This is a genomic window from Mucilaginibacter sp. (genome assembly GCF_039207105.1).
Lineage (GTDB): Bacteria > Bacteroidota > Bacteroidia > Sphingobacteriales > Sphingobacteriaceae > Mucilaginibacter.
In genome coordinates, this window is the sequence record NZ_JBCECK010000003.1 from 1 (window position 1) to 13,617 (window position 13,617).

At 40.4% G+C, this 13,617-nt stretch carries 9 protein-coding genes; 4 read left to right on the plus strand and 5 right to left on the minus strand.

The window, feature by feature from the left end:
- The 4 genes from AAGC65_RS01040 to bglX form a co-directional block, all read right to left on the minus strand.
- A partial coding sequence (locus AAGC65_RS01040) for a hypothetical protein (RefSeq protein WP_343110543.1) occupies positions 1-223 on the minus strand: 223 nt, incomplete at its 3' end.
- A gap of 101 nt (positions 224-324) precedes the next feature.
- Positions 325-2,100 (minus strand): RagB/SusD family nutrient uptake outer membrane protein, encoded by a 1,776-nt coding sequence (locus AAGC65_RS01045; protein WP_343110544.1) that lies wholly within the window; start codon positions 2,098-2,100, stop codon positions 325-327.
- A 20-nt stretch (positions 2,101-2,120) separates the two neighbouring features.
- Positions 2,121-5,423, minus strand: coding sequence for a TonB-dependent receptor (locus tag AAGC65_RS01050; RefSeq protein ID WP_343110545.1), 3,303 nt, complete (start codon positions 5,421-5,423; stop codon positions 2,121-2,123).
- An 864-nt stretch (positions 5,424-6,287) separates the two neighbouring features.
- Positions 6,288-8,597, minus strand: a complete 2,310-nt coding sequence (gene bglX / locus AAGC65_RS01055; protein ID WP_343110546.1) for a beta-glucosidase BglX — start codon at positions 8,595-8,597, stop codon at positions 6,288-6,290.
- Between the two features lie 199 nt (positions 8,598-8,796).
- Between bglX and AAGC65_RS01060 the strand changes: the two genes are divergently transcribed.
- Complete coding sequence (locus AAGC65_RS01060; RefSeq protein WP_343110547.1) at positions 8,797-9,558, plus strand: NrtR DNA-binding winged helix domain-containing protein; 762 nt, start codon at positions 8,797-8,799, stop codon at positions 9,556-9,558.
- Between the two features lie 7 nt (positions 9,559-9,565).
- On the opposite strand, the gene AAGC65_RS01065 is transcribed toward AAGC65_RS01060, so the two are convergent.
- Positions 9,566-9,802 carry a hypothetical protein gene (locus AAGC65_RS01065; protein WP_343110548.1) on the minus strand — a complete coding sequence of 79 codons (237 nt, stop codon included), beginning with the start codon at positions 9,800-9,802 and terminating at the stop codon, positions 9,566-9,568.
- Between the two features lie 136 nt (positions 9,803-9,938).
- Between AAGC65_RS01065 and AAGC65_RS01070 the strand changes: the two genes are divergently transcribed.
- The 3 genes from AAGC65_RS01070 to AAGC65_RS01080 all read left to right on the plus strand — a co-directional run bounded on the left by AAGC65_RS01070 (position 9,939) and on the right by AAGC65_RS01080 (position 13,544).
- Positions 9,939-11,807 (plus strand): M1 family metallopeptidase, encoded by a 1,869-nt coding sequence (locus AAGC65_RS01070; protein WP_343110549.1) that lies wholly within the window; start codon positions 9,939-9,941, stop codon positions 11,805-11,807.
- Between the two features lie 259 nt (positions 11,808-12,066).
- Positions 12,067-13,128, plus strand: a complete 1,062-nt coding sequence (locus AAGC65_RS01075; protein WP_343110550.1) for a sterol desaturase family protein — start codon at positions 12,067-12,069, stop codon at positions 13,126-13,128.
- Between the two features lie 62 nt (positions 13,129-13,190).
- On the plus strand, positions 13,191-13,544 hold the full coding sequence (locus tag AAGC65_RS01080) for a winged helix-turn-helix domain-containing protein (RefSeq protein ID WP_343110551.1): 354 nt from the start codon (positions 13,191-13,193) through the stop codon (positions 13,542-13,544).
- The last annotated feature ends 73 nt before the right edge of the window (positions 13,545-13,617 follow it).

Genomic DNA, 13,617 nt, shown 5'->3' on the forward strand with positions numbered 1-13,617 from the left:
GCGCCATAGCGGGTAGTACGTGTTTTGTCCATGTTACCTGATCAAGCGTTTGAGGGCCGACATATTTATGGCAGCTGGTGCAGTATTTTTCTGAAAGTGATTTACCATCAAGCGCAACAACGGCAGCAGGCTGATCACTATTACAGCTGAAAACGGATGTAATAATGCCAATTACCGATAAAATAATAAACGTACTAATAACTTGCTGTTTTCTGAATAACATGTTGATGGTAGGTGTTGATAACGCTAAAATAGATTTTAACCTAATAAAAAGAGCCGGTATTACCGGCTCTTTTTATTATAATGATATAACAGGGTTTTGAATTAATAACCCGGGTTTTGTTTCAATGTTGATGTTTTACCATCAGATTGTAAATCTACCTGAGACTGAGGAATTGGATAGTACTCATTTTTATTTGGTGTAAAGCTGGCACCTGTAACATCAGTTATTGTCTTGCCATCAGTTGCAAAGTAAGCAGCTAATGATTGCTGTGCTATACCCCAGCGTACAATATCAAAGAAACGGTGACCTTCTAAAGCCAACTCAAGCTTGCGCTCAAAGTAAATAGCCTTTAAAGCAACATCCTTACCTGTAAAATAGCCATTAGGATATTGAGCAACCACATAATTCGCGGCTGGTGTTGTTGTATATCCACCTGTTGGGTTTGCAGGATCCTTGTAAGTGTACACAAAACCAGCAGGGTTAGATGCTCTTGCACGTACACGGTTAACATAAGCTAAACCCATATCACCGCTACTCAGCTGAGCTTTAACCTCTGCTGCCATCAGCAATACATCGGCAAAACGGATGATATTGATTTGATTTGCATTACCAGGAGCCCATGAGTGCCCATCACCGTAAGTGCCTTTAGATGCCTGGAAGTAAACATTCTTTTTAGCTGAATATGGGCCTGCAGAGCTTTGCTCACGAATCCAGTTTTGACCTGGGTGATTACCCCAATCCAGGAACGGAATACCACGACGGCCAACTGTCCAATCAAAACGAGGATCAAGGTTACCTGCGTCAAGAGTGAATGGAGCATTTGATGCTATACCCTGATCATTAGCAACCGGATGTGTATTGTAATCATTAAGATAAGGTAATCCGGTAGCATCTGTACGGAATGAGTTAGCCAGATCCAACGTTGGCTGGAAAAATCCGCAGCAACCGAATGGGCTGTTATACGGATAGTTCAGCATATCGCCATTGTTAGCTTCGCTGATGGTATTTGTACCATCATTAGCAGCCTGCTGAACAGCAAATACGGTTTCCTTATTGTTTTTGGTGGCCGCGTTGAAATTGTCAAAATAATTTGCTGTTAAATCGTAAGCAACACCAGCTGAGTTTTTACCTGTTGTAATAACAGTAGTGAACAGCGCATCAGCTTCGGTATATTTTTTTTCATATAGATAGCTTTTAGCTAAATATGCAGCCGCAGCCCATTTATTTACACGACCAATCTGAGCCTGTGTCTCAGGCAGGTTTGCATAAGCAAATTTAAAGTCGTCCTCAATTTTAGGCCATATATCTGTAGTATTCGGCTGTATATAATTTACTGTGGCTTCATCAATATACGGCACATTATTAAACATCTTTTTAAGATCAAAATAATAGTGTCCACGTAAAAACCTCGCTTCAGCAATGGCCTGTGTTTTTGCAGCATCGGTCATATCTGTTGCTGCATTAGCTGATTTAATCACATTGTTTGTACGCTTTATACCTTCATAATCGGCTCTCCATTTACTGTTCAAAAAGCCGTTACTGGCATCTACTGTAAAACGGGCTATAGAGTTGATGGCCGGTTGATCGGTACCGGAGCTGCCTTTATGGGCATCGCCACCGGCAACTGAACCATAAACCCAGTTATCAGCCGCAGATTCCCACGGGCCGCCTCCACCGAAAGCAGCATTAGTACCCTGCTGACCATCAAGCGCTGAGTAAGCGCCAATTAATAACCCATTCACACCTGCCGCGGTATTGATAGCCCCAGATGGCAGCGCGCCTATAGCAGGCTGCTCCAAGTAAGACTTTTTGCACGAAGCTTGAATTATACCGGCTGCAATTAATGCATAAACCGATAAGCGTTGAATATTTTTCATTATCTTTTTGTATTAAATAATTAAAACTTAACCTGTAAACCCAATAAATAGGTACGAACTGGTGAATAGTTACCACGATCTACACCAAAGTTGGTGCTGCTTGAGGTTGCAGAATTGTTAATAACACCATTGTTAACATCTACAGACTGGTTGCCCGAGCCACTACCTACGATCTCAGGGTCAACACCGCTGTATTTTGTAATCGTAATTAAGTTAGCGCCTGATACATAAACCCTTAACCTGTCAATACCTACACTTTTCAATATTTTAGGATCAAATGTATAACCTACTTGTACGTTACGTAAACGCAGGTATGAACCATTTTCTACGTAATAAGAGTTTGGCACAGTACTGGTACTGAATGAACCATCAATTTCCTGTATAGGAGCTTTGGCATTCTGGTGAGTTGGAGTCCATGAATCATATAAAGCGGTTTTGCTTTTTGCTCCAAGGAAGTTGGTATAAAAATCAGTCCACCATTTAACGTCATTCCAAATCTTGTTACCATACGATCCGTACCAAAACATATTCATATCAAAGCGTTTGTAGGTAAAGTCAAGATTTAAGCCACCAGTAAATTTAGGGTTAGGGTTACCCAATAAAGTACGGTCAGCAGCAGTAACTTTACCATCACCATTAACGTCGGCATATTTGAAACGACCAACAGCCGCATCAGATTGATAAGTTCCGCCTGCTTTTTGGTTAGCAGCATCAATCTCAGCCTGCGAATTCCAGAAACCAGCTGTTTGATAACCGAAGAAACCACCTATTGGTCCGCCAACCTGGTTTCTTACAATGAAGCTACCGTTAAAGCGTCCGCTGTTCTGATCAAAATATGGTTGTCCTACAGTAACTTGTTTAATCACATTCTTGTAAGTAGTAAATGTTAAAGTAGCATTCATCTTCAGCTCAGATCCCAGATTTTGATGCGTAGTAATAGCAACATCAACACCTGTGTTGTCCATAGCACCAATATTTGAGTATGGGTTACGCGCTGTACCATTAGTACCAGCAAGAGGTGGGTTGAACAGTAGGTCTGTTATAGATTTTTTATAATAATCAGCCGAAATCTCTAACTTCTGATTGAAGAAAGTTCCGTCAAAACCAACGTTAAAGTTCTTGTCTGATTCCCATTTAGCATCCGGGTTACCGATAGCATTCTGAGCAAAACCAGCAACTGTACTGGTTGAGGTACCACCAATATCATAATATGAGTTGGTTCTGTTACCTGCAAAGGTACTGAAAGCGTTTGATGGGTTAACGTTAACCTGGTTACCCATAACACCATAACCACCCCTGATTTTCAAGTCGTTGATCCAGCTTACACCTTTCATGAAACTTTCCTGAGATACGCGCCAGCCAGCACTTACTGCCGGGAACCATCCGTACACCTCATTTAAGAAACGGGTTGAACCATCGCGGCGAATAGTAGCATTCAACAGAAACTTATCATTAAATGCATAATCTAAACGGGCAATAAGCGGAGAATACAACCTGTCTTTTTGCAAAAAGCTGTAAGCTGTCGGAGAACCGGTACCGCTTGATATAGTAGTATAGTTTGGATCAAATGTAAAGTACCCGGTATTTGTAGCACCCAATGCCTGATACCTATTTTTAACAGCCTCGTTACCTACCAATAATTTAATATCATGTTTACCAATAACCTGGTGATAGGTTAAAGTATTGGTCCAGGTATAGCTATAAGCGTTGAAAGAGTTTTCAGAATAGGAGTTAACTGTATTATTTTCAGAGTTTTCATATTCCGGATAAGTGAATGAGTGATTATAATTTGAGTAATACTCACCACCAAACTGGGTGCGGAAACTAAAGTATTTCAAGAAATCAACCTCTGCAAATACGTTACCGAATAAACGGTTGGTAATACCGTAATTGTTTTGGGTACGGGTTGCAATAGCAACAGGGTTACGCGCATTACCTAAATTAGCAGTATTTGAACCGGCAAAGTTTCCTTTAATATCATAAACCGGAATAATAGGCTGCTCACGGAATGCCATACCTATGGATGAACCTTCATCATTTTGATTGATCTGGGGGTTCTCTGATATAGCATAGCCAATATTTTCACCCACACGGATATGATCAGTAATGTTAAAGCTTGTATTAGCCCTTACTGTGTAGCGCTTAAGGTAAGTATTAAGCAAAGTGCCTTGTTGGTTAAAATAATTCACTGAGAATAAATAAGATGCTTTATCTGTAGAACCATTTACGTTAAGGTTATGGCTTTGGATTGGCGCTGAGCTAAAAATTTCATGGAACCAATCGGTACCTGATTTATTGGCTCTGGTTATACGGTAAAAACCAGAAGGATCTCCTGAGGTATAAAAAGGATTAACGGTATACTTTGCCGGATCAACAGCAGGATCACCATCCTTAATACCAAACGGACCAGCACCACCTGCATTAATATAATCAGGCAATACATTACCATTAGGGCCGTATAGGTTACTGGTTAAATCAACAGGTATACCTTTTAAGGTAGCAGTGTTTTGAATAGCCAAAGTTCTAAGGCTCATCATTTCAGTAGGGTTCAGCAAATCATATACGTTGCCGCCTTTAGGCTGCTGGGTACCATAATAAGCATCATATGAAATGTTGGTTTTACCTTTACCCTTTTTGGTGGTAATGATGATTACACCATTTGAAGCACGCGCGCCATAAATAGATGCAGAGCTCGCATCTTTCAAAACCTGCATGGATTCAATGTCATTAGGGTTAAAGTCATTTACGTTGGTAGTGGCAACACCATCAACCACATATAATGGCTGGTTGTTACCGAAGGTATTGGCACCACGTATTTTTACAGCAGGAGCCTCACCTGGCTGACCAGATGCTACAACGGTAACACCCGCTGCCTGGCCTTGTAACTGGTTTTCTACAGAACCTGTAGGCTGCCTGTTTAACGCGGCCACGTTTACTACGGCTACCGCACCTACCAGATCCTTTTTACGTTGAGAACCGTAACCAGTAACAACAACTTCATTTAATGAGTTATTACCTGCTTTTAAGGTAACATTAATGGTTGTACTTGAGCCTACAGTAACATCTGTAGTTTGATACCCGATGTAGCTAACAGTAATTACATCACCTGATTTAAGGGTTAAGGTAAAATCACCATTAACATCAGTTACAGCGCCCGTGGTAGTACCTTTAACGCGTATAGACGCGCCAACTACAGGTAACTTATCATCGCTGCCGATAACTTTACCTTTGTACTTTGTTTGGGCTGTAACTACTAACGAAGATAACAGGCAGCATAGTAGCACGCCCAGGAATCTTCCTTTAAGGAGTAAACTTTTAAACATGAGATTGAGATTTAGTTGATTAATATATTTGATTTAAGATTGTAAGTCGATAATTGGTGTTTTAAGTTGGAAACCGGACATTATAATATTTCAGAATAAACTTTTTTCGGGGGGAAGACAGGTTTATTCTATAGCTTTTATTAAGCAATTCTTTAAAATCAGAAGACTCAGAAAATAAAAAATGTAAAAGTTTAATCATATGATCTTCTCGTAATAAATTTTAAAACTTATCTCCCGTATCACCCTTTTTTAACGCTTTTCTAAAAGAGCGTTAACCCCTTAAATGTTACTATAGTATTAGATTTTTGTAAATTCCTGGTGTTTCAGAAACTTATATTGGCTTTGCAACTAATGTAATGAAGGTGTATTGTTTACACAAGGGAAAAATGCAGATTTACAAATTAATTATTGGTAAATCATTTAAGCAAAAAAACATCATAATTTCAGCATGCTTTATTAATAATTCCTTAATAAAAGAATAACTTTTGTAAAAATTTTATAATGTAAAAACATTATTGATGTTAGTAACAAATCCTTAAAAAGCCGGCTGAACGTATAATTCTGGTTACAAAGCAACAAAAACCTACTTGCTTTTGATTTTTTAAGCTTATTAATTTCAAATTCTTTTCAGGTTTTTATGATCAAAATATCATCATAATCAAAGCATTAATGTCATGATAACATTTATTATTCAAATTTTTTAAAACGGAGAGATAAAATTTATAAATAATATTTAAAATAATAAATGTAGCCAAAACAGTTATTGTCCTTTAACAAAGTACATTCACGCCACACTATGATACCATAAAAAAAGCGCCGGTATAAAAATACCGGCGCTTTTAATTTAGTTAAATGATATATTGTTTATTTATCCCATTGCACCGACGCGTCACGTGTATTGGCAGAGTTGGTACCTATTTGTATAATGAACTTACCCGCCTCCCAATCATATTTAAGCTGGCTGTTATAAAACTTCAACTCTTCTGGAGTAATGGTAAAGGAAACCTCCTTTTGCTCACCCGGCTGCAAGTTTATTTTTTTAAAGTTTTTTAATTCCTTTACCGATCTGCTGATGCTGGCTACCGGATCGCTAATGTATAATTGCACTACCTCTTCGCCGGCATATTTCCCGGTGTTGGTTACATTAACACTGGCAGTAAGGGTTTCATTGCCTTTTAAGCTGGTTTTACTCAATTTAACATCACTGTAACCAAACGTTGTATAGCTCAAACCATATCCAAAAGGATAAAGCGGATCATTAGAAATGTCCAGGTAGTTTGATTTAAATTTTGAAGGGCCTTTGCCATCATATGGCCTGCCTGTATTTTTATGGTTATAGTAAATAGGTATCTGGCCTACGCTGCGCGGAAAGGTGGCGGTTATTTTACCGGCCGGGTTATAATCACCAAACAACACATCGGCAATGGCGTTACCTGCTTCGGTACCCGGAGCCCAAACATCTAATATGGCGCTGGCATGTTTATCTTCCCAGGTTAAGGTAAGCGGCCTGCCATTAAATAATACAATAACCAGTGGCTTGCCTAATTTGGCCAATTCTTTCAGCATACTTTTCTGGCTCTCCGGAATATCAATATCCGAACGGCTTGATGATTCACCCGACATGCTCTGCGATTCGCCTACTACCGCTACGATCACATCTGATTTTTTAGCCGCATCAACAGCCTCTTTCAATAATTCATCGGCAGGCTTAGCATCAACGGAAACCATTCCCGGACCAAAGTTCAATCTTTTTATAAACAGGCTATCCTCTGTAATATTAGCGCCTTTAGCGTAGTTGATAGTTACATTGCTGCCCGCTACATTTTTAATACCTTCCAGTATACTAACCGATTTTTCCCATTCGCCGGCAATAACCCAGGTACCCAGCATATCACGATGATTATCGGCCAAAGGGCCAACAAGCGCTATGGAAGCTGTTTTTTTCAACGGCAATGTTTGCGCATCATTCTTTAATAATACAAAGGAATGTTTAGATATATTACGGGCAGCAGCACGGTTTTCAGGTGTTAAAACCTCTTTTGCCCGGCTTGGATCAATTGATTTATAAGGATTGTCAAATAATCCCAGTTTGTATTTGGCTTCCAGCACACGGCGGCAAGCCAGATCAATTTCCTGGTTGGTTACTTTTCCCTCAGCAAGCGATTTTTTAAGCGTAGTTAAAAAGCCCTCGCCTACCATGTCCATATCCAAACCGGCTTTCAGTGCCAGTGCCGATACCATTTGCAGATCGCCCAGGCCGTGGGCCTCCATTTCATTAACCGCGGTATAATCTGATACAACAAAACCTTTAAATCCCCATTGCTTGCGCAACAGATCGGTAAGCAGCCATTTATTGGCTGATGCAGGTACGCCATCAACCGTGTTAAATGAGCTCATGAAGCTGCCTGCACCCGCATCAAGAGCGGCTTTATAAGGTGGCAAATAATCCTGGTACATTCTGATCCGGCTCATATCAACCGTATTATATTCCCGGCCGGCTTCGGCACCGCCATACAGGGCAAAGTGTTTTACGCAGGCCATTACCGCGTCAGCATTTTTCATGCTGCTGCCCTGATAACCTTGCACCATAGCTTTGGCCACCTGACCACCATACCAGGGATCTTCGCCAGATCCTTCAGAGATGCGCCCCCAGCGTGCATCGCGGGCTATATCTACCATTGGCGAATACACCCAGTTTAAACCTTCGGCAGTAGCTTCCTTGGCAGCTATCTGGGCAGATTGCTTGATCAACCCCATATCCCAAACAGCCGACATGCCCAGCGGAATAGGGAAAATGGTACGGTGACCGTGTATTACATCAAGCCCGAAAATAAGCGGGATGTGTAATCTGGAATTTTTAACTGCAAGGTCCTGCACCTCTTTCACATGGTCGGCACCCCAAATACCAAACACACCACCAATAGCTCCTTTTTTAATTTTATCCTCAACGCCTTTATTTACTACAGAGCCTGTAGTGGCCGCGCCCACGGTTACCAGGTTAAGCTGACCAATTTTTTCGTCAACCGTCATCTTGCCCATGAGGCCACTCACAAACGCGTTCATTTTAGCGTCATCTGTTTTAGTTTGGGCCGATACCTGGCTCAAAGGCAGCAATGCTGCAACACAAAGCGGGATAATCTTATTAATAATCCGGTTTGAAAAACACTTTTTCATTTTTTTAATTTAGATGTATCAGAATTGGTTAAACAAATATGGAGATAATAAAATTCTATGCGACTGTATATCACCTACTTATTTTAACAAAATTTTACAGATTAAAATTGACCTGTACAAAACAAAGTCATCGTGTACAAAGTACACAATTGTAAATATTATAATTAAATAATCAAACTATTTTTGTACAATAGCACAAATGTTAAGCAAACAACAACTTATACAATACAGCGACGAGGCCCGCAAAAACTATCTCGATCATGTTTCTATCGATTGCGTAGTTTTTGGTTTTCATAACGGGCAGATGAAGGTACTGCTCATGAAAGCTTATGAAGAGGAGCAATGGTACCTTCCCGGTGGCTTTGTGCTTAAACAAGAACCTATTGATGATGCAGCTACGCGCATATTACAGGAGCGCACTGGTCTTAACAAAATATTTTTGCAGCAGTTTAGAGTGTTTGGTGATCCTGATCGTTCCAAATTCCATAACGACTTGTACATGGAGATGCTGCCTGTTCAGGAAAACTGGTTTTCAGGAAGATTTCTATCTATAGGATACTACGCTCTTGTTGATTTTTCTGGCGTTGCCCCCCAACCTGATGAATTTTCAGAGCTATGCACCTGGCGCGATCTGGATGATATGCCCGGACTACAACTTGATCACGAACTGATATTTAAAAGCGCGCTTGACGCCTTGCGTCTGCAGCTCAACTATCAGCCCATAGGCTATAACCTGATGCCTAAGGATTTTACCATGCCCGAACTGCAAAAGCTATACGAAACCATATTAGATAAAAAGCTGGATAGGCGTAACTTTCAGCGGCGCATATTGGCTTTTGGCATACTAAACCGGGCCGATAAACCACGCAAAGGTGGTGCGCATAAAGCCCCTTACCTGTATTCTTTCGACCTTGAAAAATATACCAACGCCTTAACCGAGGGCTTTAAAGGCGGTTGGTAACAAGCTATTATTCCGTTAAGTACTCTAATTTCACTTGTATATTTAAGTCTTCATTCATTTTGGCAAACTGGCGGGGATTGCGTGTAAAATCAGCATCGGTATCCATATAGATGTTGATAATTTTAACCTCCTCCGGATGCTTTTCTGTGCCTATATTGTACGTAAGACCATCACCGCCTTCCATGCGTTGTTTTAATTCCAGGTATTGTTTACCGGTTATCATGATCATCTTTTCTGCAGTCATCGGTTTATTAGTTTATAAGTATAAATTGGTTAGGGGTAATTGCAAATAGGTAAAAATCACCTATCTGAGCAATTTGTTTTTCCGTTTATCCTGTTTGCTATATTTACATCAAATATAACTGATATAATTTCTCTTAATGATCAACCTTAAAAAATTACTGGCTATAATTTTATTGTCGGGCAGTACAATTACTTATGCACAGGTTACCCTCCCTATAGCTGTCAACTTAAAAAATACATATACCAAAGGTACGCGCACCATCACCGGCGAACCTGGAAAAAACTACTGGCAAAATACAGCCAGCTACACTATAAAAGTCAATTTTAATCCACAAACCCGCAATCTTTCCGGAACTGTAGGAATTGATTATGTAAACAACAGCCCGGATACCCTTACCCAGGTACAGTTTAAACTATATCCAAACCTATATAAAAAAGGTGTTGTGCGCGATATGCCTGTAGAGGCTGTTGACCTTACCGATGGTGTACAAATCCAATCACTTAGCATCAACAATCAGCTACAGGATAGCGCTAAACGAAAAATTGACGGCACCAATATGGTACTACATGTGCAGCCTATATTGCCCAAACAAAAAACTCATTTTGATATTGCCTACAATTATACACTTAACCAAACATCGCACATACGTACCGGACAAATTGATACAGGCGCGTTTTTTATCGCTTACTTTTTTCCGCGGATAGCCGTTTACGATGATATTGACGGATGGAACCAGTACCCCTACCTGGGTTCGCAGGAGTTTTATAACGATTTTGGCCACTTTAATGCCGAGATCACTGTACCCGGCAATTACCAGGTTTGGGCAACCGGCAACTTAAAAAATACAGATGAGGTTTATCAGCCTAAATATGCAAAGCTGATAGCACAGGCGGGTAGCAGCGATAAAGTGACTGATATTATTACGGAAGCTGATCTAAAAGCTGGTAACATCACTAAAAACAACCCAACCAACACCTGGAAATTTGAGGCCGATAGCGTTACTGATCTGGTCTTTTCGCTCAGCAACCATTACTTATGGAAGACATCAAGTCTGGTAGTTGACCCGAAAACCAACAGGCGTACCCGGGTTGATGCCGTGTTTAACCCAGCTCATAAAGATTTTTATGAGGTGATTAACTATGCCCGCAAAACGGTGGAGACCATGAGCTACCAATTTCCGAAATGGCCGTACCCCTACCCGCACGAAACCGTATTTGACGGGCTCGACCAGATGGAATACCCGATGATGGTAAATGACAACCCGCTTGAAAATACTGAGGATGCCATTGAACTCACCGATCATGAGATATTTCATACCATGTTTCCGTTTTACATGGGCACCAACGAAACCAAGTATGGCTGGATGGACGAAGGCTGGGCCACCATTGCCGAATGGCTGATCAGCCCCATTATCGACAAAAAAATTGTGGATCCTTATGGCGTAGCAGCCACAGAAAACAGTGCGGGCACTGAGCAGGACGTGCCCATCATGACGCTTACACCTGGCTTAATCGGAACAGCTAAATTTACAGATAACTATCCCAAACCGGCTATGGCCTATTTGTATATAAAAGATATGCTGGGCGATGAACTATTTACCAAGGCCCTGCACTACTACATAGCACAATGGCATGGCAAACACCCTATGCCTTATGATTTTTTCAATTGCATGAACACCGGCGCCGGCATTAACCTGAACTGGTTTTGGAAAAGCTGGTTCTTTGACGGAGGTGTACCTAATCTGGCTATTAGCAAGGTAAATCAGCAGCAGCAAAAATATACGGTTATCATTACCAGCATTGGCAGCAAGCCCGTGCCTGTGAATTTAACCGTTTATTATACCGACGGCAGCAAGCAATTAGTTCATCAAAGCATAGCATGCTGGGCAAATGGAAACAAAAGCACCAACGTTGAGTTTACCGCTTCCAAAGCCATCAAACAGTTGGTTTTAGGTACAACCTATGATCCGGATGTAGATAAAAAAGATAATGTTTGGCGGCCGTAGAACCACAATCAAAAGTCATTGTAGTTTAGCGATTTAATACCATTCGCCATCTTCAAATAATGAAGGGTTTGTTCCATTGCATTTAAGTTTTGAAAGCAAATTCTTCATCATTTTTTGAAAAAACTGCCGCTTCGCTAAATCAATTTAACTTGATTAATTAAGAAATAATCCCGATATTTATAAAAATTAGATATGTATATACATAATTACATATTTAAACCGTTATAGATCAATAAACCAATTATAAAATTTTAATATTATGGAGTTTTTAGAGGGCATATTTAAACACTTTGTCGGCTTTTTTGGCTTTAATAGTTTGGCAGCCATCATTAAATCAGGCGATTATGATAAACTTCTTACCTATGAAGGCTTTAAATCGCTGATTTTCCCTATTATGCCGTTCTTATTGGTGATTGAAATTATACGCGCGGCTTTTTATAAACGGTTTAAAGTGATCAGCTATAAACTGCCATTTTTTTCCTACGTTTTTAACGCGTTCATTGGCAGGGTAATAGCTATTGCCATGGTAGGCCTTTGTATTGGCCTGTTTGAAAAATATGCCATATTTAAACTCACATTTACCTGGTACTGGTTCATTTATGGCTACATTGTTTGGGAGTTTGGCCATTTCCTTTATCATTATTGGGGTCATAAAGTAAGGTTGTTCTGGTGTCTGCACTCCACCCACCACGCGCCCGAGACTATGAACCTTTCTGTAAGCTACGCCCACTTCTTTTTAGAAGGGCCCTATGCCGATTTCATCCGTACCACCGTTTGTATTTTACTGGGTGTACCTCCTGCTATGCTATTTGTAATTATGTTTATTGATGGTTTTTGGGGTGGCATGATACACATTGGTGAAAACCTGGTTCAAGATGGCCGCTTAGGTTTCCTGAACAATATTATTCTTACACCATCACATCATAGGGTTCACCATGCTAAAAACCCACTGTATATGGATACCAATTTCTGTAATCTGCTCCCTATATGGGATAAGGTATTTGGCACCTATCAAAACGAGGATCGCAGCATCCCTATTGAATACGGTATTAGCCGCCCTATGATCAAGAACAGCTTTCTGGATGCTTATTTTGGCGAGATCGTAGCTTTGGCAAAAGATGTGCACAAAGCACCCGGCATTAAAAACAAATTCTTGTACCTGGTAATGCCTCCGGGCTGGAGCCATACCGGCGATCATAAAATGACCACCGTTGTAAAAAAGAAGTATTTTGAAGAGTTACAGCAAACCGGAAAACAACCGGAAGCTACAACTACAAACATAGCCGAATCGCAAAGCGGCAGCCCTGTTGCCTTATCATAAAACCACAGGCGTTTACGCTTAGGTTTTGCTTTTAACTAAAATAGCTTTACTTTCATTACGCAATGAATAATGAAAGTAAAGCTATTTTTAATTTAAATGGCAGAGTTTGGATAGAAACCGCTGATGAAAAGATACTTGGCCACGGCCGTGTGGAACTGCTTGAACGCATACAGGCTTCAGGCTCTATCAGGCAGGCTGCCTTACAAATGAAAATGTCATACAAACAAGCCTGGGATCTGGTTAACCACATGAATGATCGTTTTGGCCAACCACTTGTCGTATCATATCGTGGCGGCAAAGGCGGCGGTAAAGCCATAGTTACCGAACATGGCTTAAAAATAATCAACGAGTTTCACCTGTTGCAGCAAAAATTACAGGCATTTTTAAAAGAAAATACACAAAACTTAACATTTTAAGAGCAAAAGGATTGCCTTTTTCCTAAAAAACAGCTCTAACTATTTCAAATAGTCGTTAAAATTTGCGATTTTG